Annotated in this window: 22 protein-coding genes; 16 read left to right on the top strand and 6 right to left on the bottom strand. The window is 71.0% G+C overall.

Annotation, left to right across the window (positions count from 1 at the left end; translation table 11 throughout):
* Positions 1-49: 49 nt before the first annotated feature.
* The 6 genes from A6A25_RS17520 to A6A25_RS17540 all read left to right on the top strand — a co-directional run bounded on the left by A6A25_RS17520 (position 50) and on the right by A6A25_RS17540 (position 3,504).
* Entirely contained in the window at positions 50-565 is a 516-nt protein-coding gene (locus A6A25_RS17520; protein ID WP_158073753.1) for a YbaB/EbfC family nucleoid-associated protein, read from the top strand.
* The gene (locus tag A6A25_RS17525; protein ID WP_073891384.1) at positions 562-864 is read left to right on the top strand and encodes a type VII secretion target; all 303 of its coding nucleotides are present in this window, start codon (positions 562-564) and stop codon (positions 862-864) included. Before A6A25_RS17520 ends, A6A25_RS17525 begins: the two co-directional genes overlap by 4 nt.
* On the top strand, positions 864-2,117 hold the full coding sequence (locus A6A25_RS17530; RefSeq protein ID WP_073891386.1) for a WXG100 family type VII secretion target: 1,254 nt from the start codon (positions 864-866) through the stop codon (positions 2,115-2,117). Before A6A25_RS17525 ends, A6A25_RS17530 begins: the two co-directional genes overlap by 1 nt.
* A 149-nt stretch (positions 2,118-2,266) precedes the next feature.
* Complete coding sequence (locus tag A6A25_RS17535) at positions 2,267-2,728, top strand: hypothetical protein (RefSeq protein ID WP_143193228.1); 462 nt, start codon at positions 2,267-2,269, stop codon at positions 2,726-2,728.
* A 33-nt stretch (positions 2,729-2,761) separates the two neighbouring features.
* On the top strand, positions 2,762-2,911 hold the full coding sequence (locus A6A25_RS44065; RefSeq protein WP_158073754.1) for a hypothetical protein: 150 nt from the start codon (positions 2,762-2,764) through the stop codon (positions 2,909-2,911).
* The gene (locus A6A25_RS17540; RefSeq protein WP_073891390.1) at positions 2,908-3,504 is read left to right on the top strand and encodes a hypothetical protein; all 597 of its coding nucleotides are present in this window, start codon (positions 2,908-2,910) and stop codon (positions 3,502-3,504) included. The genes A6A25_RS44065 and A6A25_RS17540 overlap by 4 nt, the downstream gene beginning before the upstream one ends.
* Before the next feature lies 1 nt (position 3,505).
* Here the strand turns inward: A6A25_RS17540 and A6A25_RS44750 are convergent, their stop codons facing one another.
* A complete protein-coding gene (locus A6A25_RS44750; RefSeq protein WP_198932750.1) occupies positions 3,506-4,207 on the bottom strand; it encodes a hypothetical protein in 702 nt (233 codons plus the stop codon).
* Positions 4,208-4,284: 77 nt separating this feature from the next.
* Positions 4,285-5,838: a bis-aminopropyl spermidine synthase family protein gene (locus A6A25_RS17555; RefSeq protein ID WP_143193229.1), complete on the bottom strand. Its 1,554-nt coding sequence runs from the start codon at positions 5,836-5,838 to the stop codon at positions 4,285-4,287.
* A 103-nt stretch (positions 5,839-5,941) separates the two neighbouring features.
* Here A6A25_RS17555 and A6A25_RS17560 point away from each other — a divergent pair, with 103 nt between their 5' ends.
* Genes A6A25_RS17560 through A6A25_RS17575 form a run of 4 tightly spaced genes read left to right on the top strand, consistent with a single transcriptional unit; the run spans position 5,942 to position 9,279 of the window.
* Positions 5,942-6,991: an ABC transporter ATP-binding protein gene (locus A6A25_RS17560; protein WP_073891396.1), complete on the top strand. Its 1,050-nt coding sequence runs from the start codon at positions 5,942-5,944 to the stop codon at positions 6,989-6,991.
* A 49-nt stretch (positions 6,992-7,040) separates the two neighbouring features.
* Entirely contained in the window at positions 7,041-7,646 is a 606-nt protein-coding gene (locus A6A25_RS17565; protein WP_198932754.1) for an ABC transporter permease, read from the top strand.
* On the top strand, positions 7,646-8,398 hold the full coding sequence (locus A6A25_RS17570; protein ID WP_380734088.1) for an ABC transporter permease: 753 nt from the start codon (positions 7,646-7,648) through the stop codon (positions 8,396-8,398). Before A6A25_RS17565 ends, A6A25_RS17570 begins: the two co-directional genes overlap by 1 nt.
* Complete coding sequence (locus A6A25_RS17575; protein ID WP_073891401.1) at positions 8,395-9,279, top strand: ABC transporter substrate-binding protein; 885 nt, start codon at positions 8,395-8,397, stop codon at positions 9,277-9,279. Before A6A25_RS17570 ends, A6A25_RS17575 begins: the two co-directional genes overlap by 4 nt.
* A 180-nt stretch (positions 9,280-9,459) precedes the next feature.
* Here A6A25_RS17575 and A6A25_RS17580 read toward each other — a convergent pair whose 3' ends face one another.
* On the bottom strand, positions 9,460-10,230 hold the full coding sequence (locus A6A25_RS17580) for an IclR family transcriptional regulator (protein ID WP_073891542.1): 771 nt from the start codon (positions 10,228-10,230) through the stop codon (positions 9,460-9,462).
* A gap of 45 nt (positions 10,231-10,275) precedes the next feature.
* Here A6A25_RS17580 and A6A25_RS17585 point away from each other — a divergent pair, with 45 nt between their 5' ends.
* Both A6A25_RS17585 and A6A25_RS17590 read left to right on the top strand, forming a co-directional pair.
* Positions 10,276-10,755, top strand: coding sequence for a SigE family RNA polymerase sigma factor (locus A6A25_RS17585; RefSeq protein ID WP_073891403.1), 480 nt, complete (start codon positions 10,276-10,278; stop codon positions 10,753-10,755).
* On the top strand, positions 10,755-11,828 hold the full coding sequence (locus tag A6A25_RS17590) for a hypothetical protein (RefSeq protein WP_073891405.1): 1,074 nt from the start codon (positions 10,755-10,757) through the stop codon (positions 11,826-11,828). The genes A6A25_RS17585 and A6A25_RS17590 overlap by 1 nt, the downstream gene beginning before the upstream one ends.
* A gap of 52 nt (positions 11,829-11,880) precedes the next feature.
* Here A6A25_RS17590 and A6A25_RS17595 read toward each other — a convergent pair whose 3' ends face one another.
* From A6A25_RS17595 to A6A25_RS17605, 3 genes are read right to left on the bottom strand one after another with little or no spacing between them, the layout of a single operon-like run.
* Complete coding sequence (locus A6A25_RS17595) at positions 11,881-12,675, bottom strand: ABC transporter permease (RefSeq protein ID WP_073891407.1); 795 nt, start codon at positions 12,673-12,675, stop codon at positions 11,881-11,883.
* Complete coding sequence (locus tag A6A25_RS17600; protein WP_073891409.1) at positions 12,668-13,435, bottom strand: ABC transporter permease; 768 nt, start codon at positions 13,433-13,435, stop codon at positions 12,668-12,670. Before A6A25_RS17600 ends, A6A25_RS17595 begins: the two co-directional genes overlap by 8 nt.
* 2 nt (positions 13,436-13,437) lie before the next feature.
* The gene (locus tag A6A25_RS17605; protein ID WP_073891544.1) at positions 13,438-14,376 is read right to left on the bottom strand and encodes an ABC transporter ATP-binding protein; all 939 of its coding nucleotides are present in this window, start codon (positions 14,374-14,376) and stop codon (positions 13,438-13,440) included.
* A gap of 147 nt (positions 14,377-14,523) precedes the next feature.
* Here A6A25_RS17605 and hutH point away from each other — a divergent pair, with 147 nt between their 5' ends.
* From hutH to A6A25_RS17625, 4 genes are read left to right on the top strand one after another with little or no spacing between them, the layout of a single operon-like run.
* Positions 14,524-16,029, top strand: coding sequence for a histidine ammonia-lyase (gene hutH, locus A6A25_RS17610; protein WP_073891411.1), 1,506 nt, complete (start codon positions 14,524-14,526; stop codon positions 16,027-16,029).
* The gene (hutU, locus tag A6A25_RS17615; protein ID WP_073891413.1) at positions 16,029-17,672 is read left to right on the top strand and encodes a urocanate hydratase; all 1,644 of its coding nucleotides are present in this window, start codon (positions 16,029-16,031) and stop codon (positions 17,670-17,672) included. Before hutH ends, hutU begins: the two co-directional genes overlap by 1 nt.
* Complete coding sequence (locus A6A25_RS17620) at positions 17,665-18,843, top strand: allantoate amidohydrolase (protein WP_073891415.1); 1,179 nt, start codon at positions 17,665-17,667, stop codon at positions 18,841-18,843. Before hutU ends, A6A25_RS17620 begins: the two co-directional genes overlap by 8 nt.
* Positions 18,840-20,108, top strand: a complete 1,269-nt coding sequence (locus tag A6A25_RS17625; protein WP_073891417.1) for a formimidoylglutamate deiminase — start codon at positions 18,840-18,842, stop codon at positions 20,106-20,108. Before A6A25_RS17620 ends, A6A25_RS17625 begins: the two co-directional genes overlap by 4 nt.
* The last annotated feature ends 48 nt before the right edge of the window (positions 20,109-20,156 follow it).

Below are 20,156 nucleotides of genomic sequence, written 5' to 3' on the forward strand. Positions count from 1 at the left end.
GACAGCGGGCGGAGCGTTCCGAAATACTCGGCAGCCGTCACGAGACGAGTTGAGGGGGACACGCTCGGTGAACCCGGAGCGGATGATCGCGGACCTGGAGGCACGGGCGCAGGACTTGGCCCGGCGGTCCGAGGACGTGCAGGCACAGATCAACGACGCGGCGGCCACGGTCCGCTCGCCGGACGGCGCGGTGACCGTCACGGTGGCGCCGAACGGCGCGTTGCAGCACATCGAGTTCTCGCCCCGCGCGGCCGACTTCTCGCACGTGCAGCTCGGCCAGGCGGTGATGGCGGTCGTGCGTCGGGCCCAGGCCCAGGCCGCGCAGCAGGTGGCGTCGATCGTCGAGCCGCAGTTCGGTGGCACGGAGGCGATGGACTTCCTGACCAGCTTCATCCCGCAGGAGGAACCGCCGCCGCCACCTGCTCCAGTGGCCGAGGAGGGCAGCGTGCTGCGGCAGGACTCGTGGGGCGCTCCGCCACCACCGCCTCGGCCCGCTCAGCGGCCGCCGGCGCACCGGCGTGACGAGGGCGATGACGACGATGGCTTCGGGACGGTGCTGCGGTGAGCGGGTTCAAGGTCCAGGCCGGGCAGTTGCGGAAGTTCGCCGGTGGCCAGGAGGGGCGGCAGGGCGAGATCGCCAAGGTCGCCGACGACGTCGCCGGGGTCGACCTCGGCGGGGACACGTTCGGCGTGCTGCTCCAGTTCTTCGCCGACGGGGCGCAGTCGTTCGCCGACCAGACGGCGGACGCGATCCGGAAACTGGCGACGGCCAACAGCGAGGCGGCGGCCGACACCATCGCCACGGCCGTGGACTACGAGAACGTCGAGGACGGCAACCGGGAGCGGTTCGGGGGAGGTTCCTGATGGGTGACGACGGCCTGATCACCGGGATCGACTCCACCAAGCCAGGGAACCCGGACAACTACGCCGGCGCGGGCCCGGTCGAGTCGGTGATGCAGTTGGCCGATTCGTGGGGCCGTCGGTCAGAGGGCGATTACGCCGAGATCGGTCTGAATGCGGCTGCCGTTGGTTTGGACCTGCTCAGCTTGGCCATCGATCCCCTCGGCACGCTGGCCACGGCCGGTATCGGGTGGTTGATCGAGCACATCAGCTTCCTGCGCGAGCCGCTGGACTGGCTGGCCGGGAACGGCGACAAGATCAAGGCGGCGGTCGCCAAGTGGAACCAGGCGGCGACCACCCTCGACGGCATCGCCCAGGCCCACCACGACGCGGTGGAGTCGCAGGTCAGCGGCTGGGAACAGGCGGCGGCGGACGCGTTCCGGAAGAGCCAGGGCCAGTTGGTCGGGGAAACGCTCGCCCTCAGCCGGACCTGTGTGACCGTGGCGGAGCAGGTCGCCACGGCGGGCACGATCACGGCGGCGTTGCGCGGCATGATCCGCGACCTGATCGCCATGTTCATCTTCGAGGTCATCCGCAACGCGGTGATCGCCCTGGCGTCGTCGGTGGTGAGCTTCGGCAGCTCGGTCGCCGCGTTCGCCGCGTGGACGGTCGGCCGGGCGGCAGTCGTGCTCGGCAAGATCACCCAGATGATCGCCAAGTTGATGCGGGTCGTCACGCGCATCATGGGGCGGTTGAAGGGTTTGTTCGGCGCGCTTGGCGACGTGCTCAAGGGTCTTGGCCGGTTCGGCAAGGGTGCCGGCGGCGGGACGACGCGTGCGGCTGGTGCGCGGGTGCCCGACACGCCGGGTGTGAAGTTCGAAGGCTTGGAGAACGCGGGCAAGCGGATGGAGGACTGGGGCAACGCCCGTCCGACCCTGGGTGACGCGGGTACCAAGCTCGCGGACGCGGGCAGGCAGTTCGGCCGTGCCTACGGTGACGCTGGGAACACCTGGCAGAAGGTCACCGACAAAGTGCCGCACTTGACCTGGAAACCGGGTGAAGCTGCCGTCGACGCCTACACGCCGTTCAAGGCGACCCGTCCGGATGGCACGGTGGCGCCGCACTCGGTGCCGAGCGTCACGGATGGCGCGTTCTTCACCAAGCTGACGGCCGATCTCGCCCGCGAGAAGGCGAAGCAAGACGAACTGGAGAACGAGGGCGTTCCCGAGCCGCAGCAGTCGACTTTCAAACGAGTGACGGGATACCTCGACGAATGACCAGGAGAAGGCGCGTCTGGACCGTGGTGGCGGTCGTGGCTGTGCTCGGGGAGGTCGCGGCGGCGCCGTTCGCGGGCTCCAGCACTTTCCCACCGGCTGTTGCGGTCCTTATTTTCGCAGGGTTCCTGTTCCCCGTCTCCGTCATCGTCATGAAGGTTCCGGGTCGGGTCATCGCCGCCGCGCTCGGCATCGCGCTCAGCCTTCTCATGGCATGTGGTACCGCTCATCCGGCGTGGATGTCGGTGTTCGGTGAACAGGTCGAGTGCACGGTTCTCGGTAGTCACATGGAGCGGACGTCGAAGTACGGCAAGGAGTGGCACTATTCGTTGCAGTGTGGTGATCGGCGTCATGATTCGGTGGTGTTGACCTCGAACGAAACCTACGTGGGTGATCCCGGCGATCGGACGGTCGTGGTGTTCGACCGGCACGAGCTGGTGGCCCCACTCCGTCCGGAGAACATGACCAGCGTGGGCTTGTGGTTGCTCCCGCTGTTGTTGGTCGGGGCGCTCGGGATCATCGCGTGGGCGGCGACCGGTCCGGTCCGCATCGACCCGCCACGACGTCCGCGCGGGAAGCCGGAGCCCGAGCCGGTGGACCAGGAGTTCCTGTGATTCAGCGCCACCTGACACCGGGAGCCGCACTCGGTGCCGAGCGTCGCGGACCGGGGGTTCCACACCGAGCTGGCGGCTGATCTCGCCCGCGAGACGGCCAAGCAGGACGAGTTGGAGGACGAGGGCGTGGCCAAGGCGCAGCAGGACGCGTTCAAGCGAGTGACGGGATACCTGGACGAATGACGAAGAAGCGCGCCGTGGCGTTGAGCATCGCCGGCCTGTTCTCAGCGATGTTCGCCGGGTTCCTGTTCAATTCCGCGGGGTTGTTCTGGCTGGGTGTTGTCCTGTTCGTACTGGGTATGGCAGGTCTGCTGATTGGCGCGATGTGGCTGTGGAGGAGCGTGCTGGCCTTCTTCGCCACCATCGCCGTCCTGACAGTGTTGCTCGTGACGACAAGCGCGAATGGCCCGCGGCTGTGGTTCTCGGCGTTCGGGGAACTCCGCACCGACTGCCAGGTGCTGGACGCGACGGTCGTCACGAGGACCAAATCCTCGTCCTACACCGTCTACACCGTCCAGTGCGGCGACCGTCGGATCGACTACGAGCCGTACCGAGGTTCCGAGTACATCGGCGACGTCGGCGAACGAACCTCGCTGATGTTCGACCGGACCGGGCTGATGAAACCGTTGCGGTCGTCGGGCATCACGGGTGCCGACAGGTGGGCGGTGCCCGGGGCGGTGTTGTTGGGGCTGCTGTACATCTGGCTCGCGGCGACCGTGTTGTTCGCGTGGTCGCGGCGGAAGAAGCCGCTGGTAGTGGATCAGGAGTTCACGTGATTCAGCGCCACTGACCGGGCGCCGGGGGACCGGCGGGGCGCGGCGGGGTCCTGGGTTTCGCGCCCCGCATCGCACGACCCACCGGCGGCAGCGCGACGACCAGGCCGGACACCAGCCACAGCAGCAGCGCGATCGCGGGCAGCACCACGAACTCGCCCGGGATGTTGGCCAGGATGTCGATGACGACGTAGACGTAGTTCGCCACGGCCACCAGCGCGATCCCCAGCAGCGCCCACCGCACGCCGGGGACTCGGCACGCGAGCAGCACGGCGAGGACGAGGACGACCGACGCCACGGTCAGCGACACCGACACGGCGAAGTCGACGTTCCCGGTCATCTCCTCGCTGAGCGGGATGCCGATCAGCGAGACCATGAAGTGCGGCGACGGCGTGCCGTCCGCCACGAACGGCATGGACACCACGTACAAGAGGATCACGTTCGGCAGGAACAACAGTGCGGACAGCACCGCGGCTGCCTTGCTCGGCGGCTTGGGCCCGCCGGGGTACGCCTGCGGCCCGCCGGGGTAGCCGACCGGCGGCTGACCCGGGTGCGGCTGGCCGGGATAGGGCTGGCCGGGGTGCGGCTGACCTGGATGGGGCTGCTGCCCTGGGTACGGCGGCTGACCCGGGTAGGGCTGGCCTGGGTGTGGCTGACCGGGGTACTGCTGCGGACCCGGCTGCTGACCGGGGTGGGGATGAGTCATGAGCGCGCCTCCAGGTTCGAGCGAGAAGTTACCGTCGGAGGTGGCCCCGACGTGGAGGTTCGCTGAATTTCCGCCGGCTAGTGGGACGCCGAGGCGCGGATCAGCGGCAGCAGTGCGGCGATCCGGTGCCGGGGCAGGTCGATCAGGCGCAGCTCCAGGTCGTCGTGCTCGCCGATGCGCTCCCGCGCCTCCCGCTTGGTCAACGCGCCGCGCGTGGCCGTGACCAGCGCCTCCCGCCACACGTTGCCCAACTTGCCGTGCGCCCGCATCAGCACCTCGCGCACGGCCAGCCCGCCCGCGTCCAGCGTGCCCGCCAGCACCTGGTCGGCCACCACGACGCAGTGCTTGCCGTCCGGAGTGGACCGCAGGAACCGCAGCGCGAACCTGGTGTCCACCAACGACCTCAGCTCCTGCTGGCCCGCCGCCGATGACACGTTGGGGTGGTTGTTGGGCACGAGGGCCGCCATCCGGCCGGGTGAGCACGCCAGCAGCGTCCGCAGCAGCCACGGACCGGGGTCGCCGGACAGGTCCACCGCCAGCGACGCCGCGCCCTTGCCGATCGGCTCGGCCCACCCCGGCGCACGCGGCTTCGGCGGCGGCGAGGACTCCGGCCGGGGTGCGAGGTCGACGAGGGCCGCCAACGCCGTCGACCCCGGCCCGGTCGCCTCCACCGACTGCGGGCCGTGCGTGTAGATCGAGGTCTTCGCCGAGGCGGGTGACACCGAACGGCGTGACGTGGGACGGCACACGTACAGGTCGGCGGCGCTGCCGATGGCCTGCGCGCCGTCGAACCGGTGGAACGCGGGCAGGATCGCCTCGAACACCAACCCGAGCCGCTGCAGCTCCTGCTGCACCTTCAGTCCGAGCGCGGGCGTGCGGTCGCTGAACCCGTACGCGAGCAGCACCCGTCCCCGACCGAGGTCGGCCAGGCACTCGACCGCCCGTGCGGCGAACAAGCCGATGCCCTCCGGCGTGTACGGCGGGTCGCTGAACACCAGGTCCGCCGACTCCAGCACGGCGGGGGGCAGGCCGAACCGGAAATCGGCGTGCACGGTGCGGATCGGCCACCCGCGTTCCTCGGCGCGGCGCGAGATGTACTCCAGCAGCCGGTCGTCCACATCGACCACGACCACCTCGACGGACGGGTTCACCGCGCACACGGCCAGCGACGTCAGGTCGTGGTCGCCCAGGCACAGCAGCGTGCGGCCGGCCAGGTCGTAGGTCGTGTCCAGCCACAACGCCCGCTTCAACGCCGTCTCGGCGGTCGCCTGCACGTGGTCCAGCGCGGCCAGCGGCGGCGGCACGTCCGCGATGTCGGCCAGGACCGACCGCAGCTGCGCGGTGTGCCGCGACACCAGCGCGTCCACCGGGTCCACGAGGTCGTCACCGGCGCGGAACACGGCGTAGTCGGCGGCCTTGGCCGGGGCGAGCCGGAACCGGTCGCCACTGGACTCCAGGTCGTCGCCGACGGCGGTCAGCACCTCCTGCACGGTGCGCCGCGGCACAGCGGGAAGCCGAACCAATTCGGCCAACGTGTGCCAGTCGTCGGCGAGCAGGTCGAGCACGCGCCGCAGCTTGCGGGCGTGCGGGCCGCGTTCGGCGAGGAGTGCTCGCACCGGTTCGGTCGCCACAACCGGTGCAGCCTACTGACCGGATGCTGAAACGCCGTGCCCCGGTCGGACTGACGGGCTAGGGTCGTTCGACGCTTGATGCCCATCGGCAGGAGGACCACGGGTGATCGAGTTCCGCGACGTGACCAAGCGGTTCGACGACGGGACCACCGCGGTGAACGGCCTGGACCTCGTGGTCGAGGCGGGCACGATCACGGTCTTCGTCGGACCGTCCGGCTGCGGGAAGACGACGTCCCTGCGCATGGTGAACCGGATGATCGACCCCACGTCGGGCACCGTCCTGGTGGACGGCAGGGACGTGCTGGGTGTCGACCCGCCCACCCTGCGGCGCGGCATCGGGTACGTGATCCAGCAGGCGGGCCTGTTCCCGCACCGGACGGTGCTGGACAACGTGGCCACTGTGCCGTTGCTCACCGGGTGGACCCGGCGCAAGGCCCGTCAGCGCGCCGCCGAGCTGTTGGAGCTGGTCGGCCTGCCGGTCGAACTCGGCCGCCGTTACCCCGTGCAGCTGTCCGGGGGTCAGCAGCAGCGGGTGGGTGTGGCGCGGGCGTTGGCGGCGGACCCGCCGGTGCTGCTGATGGACGAGCCGTTCAGCGCGGTCGACCCGGTGGTGCGGGAGGGTTTGCAGGACGAGTTGCTGCGGTTGCAGGCGGAGCTGGGCAAGACCATCGTGTTCGTCACCCACGACATCGACGAGGCCATCAAGGTCGGTGAGAAGGTCGCGGTGATGCGGACCGGCGGCTTCCTCGCCCAGTACGCGCCGCCCGCCGAGCTGCTCACCCGGCCCGCGGACGACTTCGTGGCGGGCTTCGTGGGCAAGGACCGCGGCTACCGAAGTCTGTCCTTTGTGGACTCGTCGGGGGTGGAGGTGGCCGAGGTGCCGACGGTGGTCGGGGGTGCACCGGTCGAGTCCTCTTCGGACTGGCGGCTCGTGGTGGACGCGGAGAAGCGGCCGCAGGGGTGGATCGCGCCGGATGCGTCGGTCGTCCCCGGTGGCTCGCTGTACGAAGTGGGCGCGTCGATCCGGGGCGCGCTGGACGCGGCGCTGTCGTCACCGTCGGGGCTGGGTGTGGCGGTGGACGAGTCCGGGAGGCTGGCCGGTGTGGTGACCGCGCGGCAGGTGCTGGACGTGATCGAGAGCCGCCGTGGGTGATATCGGGAAGTACCTCAGCGACGCCGGGACGAGGGCGGCGCTGCTGGACATGCTGCTCGACCACGTCTACCTGTCGTTGGTGCCGCTGGCGGTGTCGGTGGTGCTGGCGATCGTGCTGGGCTGGCTGTGCCACCGGTTCCGGCCCGTCAACGCGACGTTGATCGGGTTGTCGAACGTGGTCTACACGATCCCGTCGCTGGCGCTGTTCGCGATCATCCCGGCGGTCATCGGCACGCAGGTGCTCGACCCGCTGAACGTGATCATCGCGTTGACGGTCTACACGACCGCGCTGCTGGTCCGGCCGGTGGCCGAGGCGCTGGCCGCGGTGCCCGCGCACATCACCGCCGCCGCCACGGCGATGGGCTTCCGGCCGCTGCGCCGGTTCTTCGCGGTGGAGCTGCCGCTGGCCGTGCCGGTGCTGGCCGCCGGTGTGCGAGTCGGCTCGGTGAGCAACATCAGCCTGGTCAGCGTGGGTGCGTTGATCGGCACGGGCGGTCTGGGCACGTTGTTCACCGACGGGTTCCGGCAGCGGTACCTGGCGCCGATCATCATCGGCATCGTGCTCACGCTGGTGCTGGCGCTGGTGGTCGACCTGCTGCTGGTGCTGCTGCGGGACCGGTTGACGCCGTGGGCGCGGGCGGGTGAGCGGCTGTGATCTTCGCGGACGCGTTCGCGTGGCTGGTCGACCCGGTCAACTGGTCGGGCGGCAAGTCGATCCCGGTGCGGGTCGGCGTCCACCTGCTGTACTGCCTGGGCGCGGTGCTCGGCGCCGCGCTGATCGCCGTGCCGCTCGGCCTGTTCGTCGGGCACACCGGGCGCGGCGGGGTGGTGCTGGTCGGCGGCAGCAACGCGTTGCGGGCGCTGCCGACGTTGGGCCTGGTCACGTTCCTGTACCTGGTTGCCGGCGGTGGCACGTTCGGGGTGCTCATCGGTCTGGTGGTGCTGGCCGTGCCGCCGATCCTGGCCGGGACGTACGCGGGCATCCAGGACGTCGACCGCGGTGTGGTGGACGCGGCGAGCGGCATGGGCATGACCGGCGCGCAGCGGCTGTGGCAGGTCGAGGTGCCCAACGCGCTGCCGCTGCTCGTCGGCGGTCTGCGCAACGCCATGTTGCAGGTGGTCGCGACCGCTTCGGTGGCGGCGTACGTCGGTATCGAGACGTTGGGGCGTCCCCTGCTGGACGGACTGCGGGTGCTGGACTACGGGCAGTTCGTCGGTGGCGCGATTCTGATCGCGCTGCTGGCGGTCGTGCTGGACGTGGTGCTCGCGGGCGTGGGCAGGCTGGTCGTGCCCGCGGGTTTGCGGCTGTCGTCGCGGAGTCGTCGCGCGGGGGCGCGGTCGAGCGGGGCGAGGCCGAGGCGCCGGGGAGAGCCGGCGCCCGTCGAATCTGGAGGAAGTACGGCATGAAGCGCACGTTGGCCGTTGTCGTCACGGCGGCCGCTCTGGTCGTCTCCGCGTGCGGGTCCAAAGAGGACCTGGGCGGGAGCGGCCAGCAGGCCGCGTCGGGTGAGGTCGTCGTCGGTTCGGCCGACTTCACCGAGAACAAGATCCTGGCCGAGATCTACGCCGGCGCGTTGAAGGCGACCGGCGCGACGGTGACGGTGAAGGCCGGCATCGGCGCCCGCGAGCTGCTCGTGAAGGCGTTGCAGGACAAGTCGCTCGGCGTGGTGCCGGAGTACTCGGGCAACCTGCTCAACTACTTCGACAAGGCCAACACCACCACCGAGGCCGAAGAGGTCTACACGGCGCTGAAGGCCAAGACGCCGTCGGGCCTGGAGGTGCTGGAGAAGTCGGCGGCGGAGGACAAGGACGTCCTGGTGGTCACCAAGGCCACCGCGGACGGCGGGGTGAAGTCGATCGCCGACCTGGGTACCGGGAAGTACGCGCTGGGTGCCGCCGGTGAGTGGGCGCAGCGGTGGGAGGCGAAGATCAAGGAGCTGTACGGGGTGACGTTCACCGAGATCAAGACGACCGACGCGGGTGGTCCGATCACGGTGGACGCGCTGAACAACGGCACCGTGCAGGTCGCCAACCTCTACACGACGTCGGCGGACATCAAGGCGAACGGGTTCGTGGAGCTGGAGGACCCGAAGACGATGTACCCGGCGCAGAACATCGTGCCGTTGCTGCGGTCGGACGCGGTCGACGCGAAGGGCAAGGAGGCGCTGAACAAGGTGTCGGCGGCGTTGACCACGGAGAAGCTCGCGGACCTGGTCAAGCGGGTGGACGTGGACAAGGAGACGATCGCCAACGTGGCGGCGGACTTCCTGAAGTCCGTCACGCTGTAGTTCTTACCGGCACGACACGGCCCGGTCGCCCGATGGGTGGCCGGGCCGCGTCGTGCCCGGCTTCAAGGAAGCTCGAAGAGCTCGTCCATCACCGGTGTCGGCTGCCTGGTCGGGGCGAGACCGGATCTTCGCGCGGACGTCACCGGATCGAGCGACGCGTGCCCAGGGGTGCCGAGCTGGTCAAGCTCGGCCGCCGATGCGGGTGGTCAGTTCCTCCGCCGCACGGCGGGTCTCGGTGGCGAGGTCCGGCCACGTCTCGCCGCACTCCGTCTCGCACACGTGCCGGAACGTGACGGTGATCGCCGCGATCGGCCGTTCACCGTGGTCGAAGACGGGGGCGGCGACGGAGGCGAAGCCGGCGGTCACGTAGCCGTCCTCCACCGCCCACCCACGCCTGCGCTCGACGGTCAGCAGCCTCCGCAGCGCGGGCAGGTTGCGCGGACCCCGTCCGGTCCGGTCCACGAACGAGCCCGGGAACAGGGCCCTGACCTGCGCGGCGGGCAGTCGGCCCAGCATGGCCCGGCCCGAGGCGGTCAGGTGGGCGGGCAGGCGCACGCCGACGTCGGAGACGATGGTGGTCGGTTGGCGTGGCTGCTCGCGCACCAGGTAGAGGGCCTCGGAGCCGTGCAGGACGCCCAGGTGGGCGGTTCGGCCGACCGTGTCCACGAGGCGGCGCAGGACGGGCCGGGCCAGTCGTTCCAGCGGGTCGTGGCGCAGGTAGGCCGAGCCGAGCTCGAACGCGGCCACGCCGAGCCCGTAGCGTCGTTCCTCGGGGAAGTGGGTGGCGAAGCCGGCGGCGGTCAGCTCGGCCAGCAGGTGGTAGGTGGTTGACCTGGGCAGGGACAGTTCGCGCGCCACGGTCGCCGCCGACACCGGTCCCGGTCGGCCTGCCAGCAGCCGCAGCACCGCGAGCCCTCGGCGCAACGCCGGCACGTCGCTGCTGCCTCCCACGAATCCCATTCTCAACAGAACCGCGACCGGGCGCATTGGAAAGGTATGACGGACAGCTTCGAGGACTTCGCCACCAGGCAGGTCACCCCGCTGCTGCGCTACGCCACCGTGCTGACCGGCGACCCGCACCTCGCCCAGGACGTGGTCCAGGAGTGCCTGCTGCGCGCTCAACAACGCTGGACGCGCATCGCGGCGGTGGACGCGCCCGCCGCCTACCTGAAGAGGATGGTCACCAACGAGTTCCTGGGCTGGCGCCGCCGCCGCAAGGCGCACACCCCGCTGCACGCGGTCGACCCGCCAGGGCCCGACCCGTCGGCGCACTACGACGAGCGCGAAGCGATGCTCCAGAGCATCGACAAGCTGCCGCGCAAGCAGAAGGCCGCCATCGTGCTCCGGTACTACGAGGGCTACGACGACGCCGAGATCGCCGCGACGCTGGGCTGTTCCCAGGGCACGGTCCGCAGCCACATTTCCCGCGCGCTGGCGACGCTGCGCGCGAACGACCGCGTGAAGGAGGCACTGTGATGGACACCGAGGACCTGATCCGGGACGCGCTGCGGGCGCGTGCCGAGCGGACGCCGCCTGCCGGCCACGTCCTGGCCGCGCTGCACCGGCCCCGCAAGAGCCGCAAGCCGCTGTTCCTGGCCGTCACGGCGGCCACCGCCGCAGCGGCCGTCGCGGTGGTCGCCACGACGGTCGGCCGGCCGAGCGCGGAGGCACCGCCGGCGGCCGGCGGCACCCTCCAGACGACGTCCACCACGACGACCAAGCCGACGGCCGCCGCCGCTGCGGCGCTCGACCCGGGCACGCTTGGCTACAGCCCGTCGTGGCTGGTCGACGGCCTGACCGAGCGCAACCGGTTCGTGGACGGGACCGGGGCGATCCAGCGCGTCTGGAAGCACAGCAGCGAGCAGCTGCACACGCCGTCGTTGACCTGGCTCGTGCCGAAGGACGTCGCGCGCCAGGAGGAGCTGCGACAGCAGATCGCGGGTGCGCCCGCCGCCGACCAGGTGACGATCAACGGCTCGCCCGCCCTGGTCGTGGACCCGGCGAAGACCGTGACGCCGCGATCGGGTGAACCCGAGACGCCGGCGACGCCGGACGGGACGCCACCGGACGCGAGGGTGGTCTTCAGCCCCGGGCCGGGCCACTACGTCGAGCTGGTGCTCTCGAACGCGCCGCAGGCACGTGCCGACGCGATCCGGATCGCCGAGTCCACGCGGCCGGACCCGACGGCGCTGGGCGGACCGGTGTCGGTCGGCGGCGCGCTCGCCTACCAGGCGCGCGTGAACAGCCGGGGCTGGCACGTGTCCACGAACGGCCAGATCGGTGGCGTCACCTACGGGGCGAACCTCAGCTCCTTCGTCGACGACCCGATCGGCAACCCGAGCGTCACCCCGGTGCCCGTCACGGCCCGCGGCGCGTCCGCCGAGTACCTCGGGCAGATGGTGGGCTACCTGCGGGTCGACCTCCGCCCGGACCTGCACCTGCTGGTCTACGGCCCCGGACCGGGCACCGCCTCGGCGCAGGAGCTGATCGCGGCGGCCGAGGCGCTCACGGTCGACGTGAACGCCACCGGCCCTTGGGCGACCGGCTGACGTGACGACGCGGTGGGGCGCTCCCGCGGGGTGAGCGCCCCACCCCGGCACTTCAGCCGCCGAACTCGATGGAACCGTCACGCCGGCCGCGGCGGACCATGCGGCTGAAGCTCATCGCCGCCACGGCGAGCCACCCGGCGCCGACGCACACCTCCAGCGCGAGCTGCCCGAGCACGGTCGACGCGGGCGCCTGCGCGATGAACGCCCGGATCGCCGCCAGCCCGTGCGTCATCGGCAGCACGGACGTGATCGCCCGCAGCCAGTCCGGCCAGAACGACGTCGGCACGTTGACACCGCAGAACGTCATCAGCACCAGGTAGCTGAGGTTCAGCGCCAGCCACCGCGCCGACGGGAACCCGAGCACGAACGACGCCACGCACGTCCCGTAGCAGTAGCAGGACAAGCCGACCACCAGGATCATCAGCGGTACGAGCGCCGCCTCCGGCCACGGCAGCCGCACCCCGAACAGCGGCGGCAGCACCAGGAACGCCGTGGTGGACGCGGCCACGCCCGAGCCGAGGTTCACCAGCCCCTTGCCCAGGTACACGGTGAGGTGGGTGGACGGCGCCGCGACCATCAGGGCCAGCGTGCCGGACTGCCGTTCGCCGACGCTGATCAGAATCACCACGGTCGCGTCGATGGCCATGACGGCGACCACGTTGCCGATGAGCAGGTAGTCGACCTGCTGCTGCGACCCGAGCATCCGGCCGATCAGCGCGTAGAAGCAGGCTTGGATCAGCAGCCGGGACAGCCAGGTGAACGTCCACAGCCGCCACGTCTGGTACGCCGAGTACATGGTCCACGAGGCGATGAGCCCGTGCTTGAGCACCCGCAGCTGGTCACGCATACGTCACCGTCCCCAGCTCGCGCGCCCGGCGCAGGGTCAGCGCCAGCAGGACCCGGCCGCCGACCAGCGCGGCGACGCCGAGGCCGACGATCGCCAGCAGCCGCCAGCCGACCCCCGCCACCGGCGCGGCGGCCAGGGCGTCGCGCATCAGGTCCGCCGACCACGACAGGAAGATCACGTGGGACAGCGGTTGCAGGAACTCCGGCAGGTACTGCACCGGCACCATCACGCCGGACAGCAGGTAGATCGGGAAGCTCAGGAAGTTCAGGTAGTTGTTGCTGTTCTTGGACAGCAGCATGGACACCGCGAGCAGCAGGCTGGTGCCGGCCATCGCGAACACCGACGCCGCCATCGCCGCCCAGAACACCCACGGGTGGTGCACCGTCGGCGCCACGCCGAACAGGAGCTTGCCCAGCAGCCACGTCTCGCCGAGCGGGACGACGCCCAGCACCATGACCGCCGAGATCCGACCGAGGTAGACGGGGTGCAGCGAGCCGGGCGCGGCCATGCCCAGCTCCAGCGCCGACGTCCAGCGCTCGCCGACGAGCACCTCCGCCGCCAGGCCCGTGGAGAAGCCCCACAGGCCGATCAGCGTGGGCGCGAGGAACGCGTTGGCGATCAGGTCGGGCCGGGCCGCGTGCATCACGATCGACAGCAGCATCACCACGGTGAACGGGATCGTGCACAGCGTCAGCAGCTCGTCGGGGTGCTTGCGGACCAGCCAGAACTGGGTGCGCGCACCGGACAGGAACAGGCGCACGCTCAGACCTCCATGCCGCGGCGGCCGATGAGGTCCAGGTAGACGTCCTCCAGCCGGGGCGGCACCGCGTGCACCGAGCGCACCCCGTTGTCCAGCAGGAAGTCGAGCACCGCGCGGGCCGCCCGGTCGTCGGTGGTCTTGACGCGCAGCACGCCGTTGCGGGTCTCGGTGTCGACCACACCGGGGATGCCGGTGACGTCGAGCGTGGTCTCCGCCTCGACCCAGCGGTGCAGGCCGGACATCTCGGCCAGGCCGCGCGGCGTCTCGGTGGCGAGCACCCGGCCGTTGTCGATCAGGGTGACGCGGTCGCAGACCTCTTCGGCCTCGTCCATGTCGTGCGTGGTGATGAGGATGGTGCGGCCTTCGTCGCGCAGCTCGGTGATGAGCTTGCGGAAGTCGCGCGCGGCCACCGGGTCCATGCCGGTGGTCGGCTCGTCGAACAGGATCAGCTTCGGGTCGCCGATCAGGCCGCGCGCCAGGTGCACGCGCTGCTTCATGCCGCGCGAGAACGTCTCCACCAGGTCGTCGGCCTTGTCGGCGAGGCCGAGGCGGGCCAGCAGCGCGTCGGTGCGCTCCTTGGCCCGCGCGTCCGGGAGCAGGTGGAGCGCGGCCCAGTAGCGCAGGGTCTGCCGCGCGGTGAGCTTGCCGTACAGGCCGCGTTCGCCGCCGAACACGATGCCGACGTGGCGCCTGATCTCGGCCGCGCCGGTCACCACGTCGTGGCCGAGCACCTCGGCGGTGCCCGAGGTGGGCAGCAGGATCGTGGACAGGATCTTGCAGAGCGTGGTCTTGCCCGCGCCGTTCGGGCCGAGCAGTCCGTGGACCTCGTGCTCCGGCACGTCCAGCGTGAGCCCGTCGAGCGCGGTCACCTCGTCGCCCTTGGGCCGCCAGCCCTTGCCCTTGCGGAACGTGCGGGTCAAATCCTGCACGCGGACACTCATGGTCACCCCCCATGGTGGAATTCGCGACGCTACCGGTGGACCAGGACGTGTGGGGAGCGATTTCGGTTCGCCGAGCCGTCTCGGATCCCAGACACGATCGGCGGATGTCGGGTCGTGCGGAACCGGTCGCCGGGTTGAGATGGGCACATGCAGCAACCCGTGCAGCTGGGTCCGAAACCCCTGACCCGCGACGACGTCCACGCCGTGGCCCGAGGTGACGCGCGCGTGGAGATCACGGAGGCGGCCCGCGAGGCGGTCACCACCGCCCGGGCGCACATCGAACGCCTGGCCACCGCCGAGCGGCCCACCTACGGCGTGTCCACCGGCTTCGGCGCGCTGGCGGTCCGGCACATCCCGCCGGACCGCCGTGCCGCCCTCCAGCAGTCCCTGGTCCGCTCGCACGCGGCGGGCGCCGGTGCCGAGGTCGAGCGCGAGGTCGTGCGCGCCCTCGTGCTGCTCCGGCTGAAGACGCTGGCCGGCGGCCACACGGGCGTCCGGCTGGAGACCGCCGAGGCGATGGCCGCGATGCTCAACGCCGGCATCACGCCGGTCGTGCACGAGTTCGGCTCGCTGGGCTGCTCCGGCGACCTCGCGCCGCTGTCCGCCGCCGCCCTGGCCCTCACCGGCGAGGGTGACGTCCGTGACGCCGAGGACAACCTGGTCCCGGCCGCCGAAGCCCTCGCCGCCGCGGGCATCGAGCCCGTCCGGCTGGCCGAGAAGGAGGGCCTGGCGCTGATCAACGGCACGGACGGCATGCTCGGCATGTTGATCCTGGCGATCAAGGACCTGACCTACCTGCTCGACGTGGCCGACCTGACCGCCGCGATGAGCGTGGAAGCCCTCCTCGGCACGGACCGCGTGTTCGCCGCCGACCTCCAGGCCCTGCGCCCGCACCCGGGCCAGGGGCGTTCCGCGCGGCGCATGGCGGAGATCCTGCGCGACTCCGAGATCATGGACAGCCACCGCGGCCCGGACTGCACGCGCGTCCAGGACGCCTACTCGCTGCGCTGCTCACCGCAGGTGCACGGCGCGGCCCGGGACACCGTCGCCTACGCCGAGACCGTCGCCGACCGCGAGCTGGTGTCGTCCATCGACAACCCGGTGGTGCTGGCCGACGGCCGGGTCGAGTCCAACGGCAACTTTCACGGCGCCCCGATCGCCTACGTGCTGGACTTCCTCGCCATCCCGACCGCGGACGTGGCGAGCATCGCCGAACGCCGCACGGACCGGATGCTCGACGTGAACCGGTCGCACGGCCTGCCGCCGTTCCTGGCGCACGACCCGGGCGTCGACTCCGGCCACATGATCGCCCAGTACACCCAGGCGGCGATCGTCAGCGAGCTCAAGCGCCTGGCCGTGCCCGCGTCGGTCGACTCGATCCCGAGCAGCGCGATGCAGGAGGACCACGTCTCCATGGGCTGGTCGGCCGCGCGCAAGCTGCGCCAGGCCGTGGACGGGCTGCGGCGCGTGCTCGCGATCGAGTTCCTGACCGCCGCACGCGCTTTGGACCTGCGCAAACCGCTCAACCCCGCCCCCGCGACCGCGGCGGCCGTCGCGAAGCTGCGCGAGCACGTCCCCGGCCCCGGCCCGGACCGCCACCTCGCGCCCGAGATCGCCGCCGCCGAAGACCTGATCCGGAAGGGAGCACTCTGATGGTGCGCGCCGCCCGAGGAACCGAACTGACCGCCCGCAGCTGGCCGACCGAGGCCGCCCTGCGGATGTTCCACAACAACCTCGACCCGGACGTGGCCGAACGCCCCGAAGACCTCGTCGTCTACGGCGGCACGGGCAAGGCCGCGCGCGACTGGCCCAGTTTCCACGCCATCAGCCGCGAGCTGGCGCAGTTGAAGGATGACGAGACGCTGCTCGTGCAGTCCGGCCGCCCGGTCGGCGTCATGCGCACGCACGAGTGGGCGCCGCGCGTGCTCATCGCGAACTCCAACCTGGTGCCGGACTGGGCGAACTGGCCCGAGTTCCGCCGGCTGGAGGCCGAGGGCCTGACCATGTACGGCCAGATGACGGCCGGTTCGTGGATCTACATCGGCACCCAGGGCATCCTGCAGGGCACGTACGAGACGTTCGCCGCCGTGGCCGACAAGCGGTTCAACGGCACCCTGCGCGGCACGCTCACCGTCACCGCGGGTCTGGGCGGGATGGGCGGCGCGCAACCGCTTGCGGTCACCATGAACGAGGGCGTGGCGCTCTGCGTCGAGGTCGACCCGCAGCGCGCCCGCCGCCGCGTGGAGACCCGCTACCTGGACGAGATCGCGGACGACCTCGACGACGCCATCGCCCGCGTGCTGGCCGCGAAGTCCGAGGGCCGGGCGCTGTCGGTGGGCCTGATCGGCAACGCCGCCGAGGTGCTGCCCGAGCTGCTGCGCCGCGACGTGCCGGTGGACATCGTCACCGACCAGACCTCCGCGCACGACCCGCTGGCGTACTGCCCGAAGGGCGTCGCGGTCGAGGACTGGCCGGACTACGCCGCCGCGAAGCCAGACGAGTTCACCGACCGGGCCCGCGAGTCGATGGCCGACCACGTCGAGGCCATGGTGGGCTTCCTGGACCGTGGCGCCGAGGTGTTCGACTACGGCAACTCGATCCGCGGCGAGGCCAAGCTCGGCGGCTTCGAGCGGGCCTTCGACTTCCCCGGTTTCGTCCCCGCCTACATCCGGCCGCTGTTCTGCGAGGGCAAGGGCCCGTTCCGCTGGGCCGCCCTGTCCGGCGACCCCGAGGACATCGCCAAGACCGACCGGGCGATCCTGGAGCTGTTCCCGGAGAACCAGCAGCTCGCGCGCTGGATCAAGATGGCCGGTGAACGGGTCGAGTTCCAGGGCCTGCCCGCCCGGATCTGCTGGCTCGGCTACGGCGAACGCCACCTCGCCGGCCTGAAGTTCAACGAGATGGTGGCCTCGGGCGAGCTGTCCGCGCCGATCGTCATCGGCCGTGACCACCTCGACTGCGGCTCGGTCGCGTCGCCGTACCGGGAGACCGAGGCGATGGCCGACGGCTCCGACGCGATCGCCGACTGGCCGTTGCTGAACGCCCTGGTCAACACCGCTTCGGGCGCCACGTGGGTGTCCCTGCACCACGGCGGTGGCGTCGGCATCGGCCGGTCCATCCACGCCGGTCAGGTGACGGTCGCGGACGGCACGCCGCTCGCCGCGCAGAAGATCGAACGGGTGCTGACCAACGACCCCGCCATGGGCGTGATCCGGCACGTCGACGCCGGGTACCAGCGGGCGGTCGACGTGGCGGCCTCGAAGGACGTCCACATCCCGATGAGCACCGATGACTGACCTCGCGGACATCGCCGACGTCGGCCGTGACGCCCGGCGTGGTGGGTACTCGCGGCACGGGTTCGACGAGGTCGAGCGGGAGTTGCGCGCGTGGTTCGTGGAGGAGGCCGAGCGGCGGGGGCTGGACGTGCGGCCCGACCGGAACGGCAACCTCTGGGCGTGGTGGGGCAAACCGGGACCCGATGCGGTGATCACCGGCAGCCACCTCGATTCGGTGCCGGGTGGTGGGGCGTTCGACGGGCCGTTGGGGGTCGTGTCGGCGTTGCAGGCCGTCGACCTGCTGCGTTCTCGCGGGTTCACGCCCTCGAAGCCGTTGGCGATCGTGGTGTTCGTGGAGGAGGAGGGCGGAAGGTTCGGTGTCGCCTGCCTCGGGTCGCGGCTGATGACCGGTGCGATCACGGCCGAGGCCGCGTGCCGGCTGACCGACGCGGACGGCATCACGTTCGGCGAGGCCGCCCACGCGGCCGGGTTCGACCCGTTGCGGATGGGACGGGACGACCGCGCGCTGTCGTCCATCGGGGCTTTCGTGGAGCTGCACGTCGAGCAGGGGCGTGGACTGGACGTGCCGGTGGGGCTGGCCAGTTCGATCCTGGCGCACGGGCGGTGGCGGTACACGTTCACGGGCGAGGGCAACCACGCCGGTGCGACGCTGATCGAGGACCGGCGCGACCCGATGGTGCCCGCCGCCGCGCTCGTGCTGGCCGCTCGCCGTGCGGCCACGTCCGGTGCGCGGGCCACGGTGGGGCGGATCGTGCCGAACCCCGGCGGTACCAACGTGATCGCGTCGTCGGTGGACGTGTGGCTGGACGCGCGGGCCGACGACGAGCCGCGCACCCGTGAGGTGGTCTCGGAGATCACTTCGGCGGCGCGTGAGGCGGCGGCGTCGGAGGGCTGCGAGGTGCGCGTGGCCGAGGAGAGCTGGGGCGGGACGGTGCACTTCGACCCAGGTCTGATGTCCCGCGTCCGGGAGGCCCTCGGCGACGACACGCCGGCGCTGCCGACCGGTGCCGGGCACGACGCCGGGATCTTGGCCTCGCACGTGCCGACCGCCATGCTGTTCGTGCGCAACCCGACCGGGATCAGCCACGCGCCGGAGGAGTTCGCCGAGGTGGACGACTGCGCGGCGGGCGTGGTGGCGTTGGCGACGACGTTGGAGCACTTGACGCGATGAAGAGCTTCTGGTGCGAGCGGGCGTGGTTGCCGGACGGGATCGCGTCGCGGGTGCTGGTGCGGGTGGAGCACGGGGTCATCTCGGCCGTGTCTACTGTGGACACGATTCCGCTCGGCGTGGAACGGCTCTACGGCTTGGTGTTCCCCGGGTTCGCCAACGCGCACTCGCACGCGTTCCACCGGGCGTTGCGCGGGCGCACGCACGACGATGGCGGCACGTTCTGGACGTGGCGCGACCGGATGTACGACGTGGCGGAGCGGTTGACGCCTGACTCGTACCTGCGCCTGGCGCGGGCCGTGTACGCGGAGATGGCCGTGGCCGGGGTGACGGCCGTGGGGGAGTTCCACTACCTGCACCACGGTGGGAACGAGATGGCGGAGGCGTTGCGACAGGCCGCGCTCGATGCCGGGATCAGGCTCACCCTGTTGGACGCTTGCTATCTGGCGGGTGGGATCGGGCAGCCCGTGCGCGGAGTGCAGGAGCGGTTCTCCGACGGGACGGGGGACCGGTGGCTGGACAGGGTCGCTGAGCTGCGCGGTGACGCCAACACCAAGATCGGCGCGGCCATCCACTCGGTCCGCGCTGTGCCACGTGAAACATTGTCGCTGGTAGCGGGCGCATTCCCCGATCGGCCGCTGCACGTACACCTGTCGGAGCAACCGGCCGAGAACGAAGCGTGCTTGGCCGCCTACGGCCTCACGCCGACCGAGTTGTTGGCCGAAGCGGGCGCCCTGACACCCCGCACCACGGCCGTCCACGGCACCCATTTGTCTACAAAGGACATCGGCCTGCTGGGCTCGACCCGCACCGGCGTGTGCTTCTGCCCGACGACGGAGGCGGACCTGGCGGACGGCATCGGCCCGGCGCGGGAGCTGGCGGAGGCCGGTTCGCCGCTGTCGTTGGGCAGCGACCAACACGCCGTGATCGATCCACTGTTGGAGGCAAGGGCTCTGGAGCACAACGAACGCCTGCGCACCGGCGAACGCGGCCGTTTCACCCCGCCGGAACTCGTCGCCGCCCTGACGAACCACGCCTCCATCGGCTGGCCCGAAGCCGGCCGGATCGAGGTCGGTGCCCCGGCCGACCTCGTCGCCGTTCGAGTGAATTCAATCCGAACCGCCGGCACTTCTCCCGACCAACTGATCCTCGCCGCAACCGCCTCTGACGTCGCTGTCGTAGTAGTAGGGGGGAAGGTCGTAGCCCGCGATGGGGTGCACGAACAGCTGGGAGACGTCGCCCGGCTCCTGCTGGAGTCGATCCCCTGATCGGGTGTTGGGAATCCCGAATTTGTCAGTCCATCTCGCCATCATGAC

The organism is Saccharothrix sp. CB00851, assembly GCF_001905065.1.
In the GTDB taxonomy this organism is placed as follows: domain Bacteria; phylum Actinomycetota; class Actinomycetes; order Mycobacteriales; family Pseudonocardiaceae; genus Actinosynnema.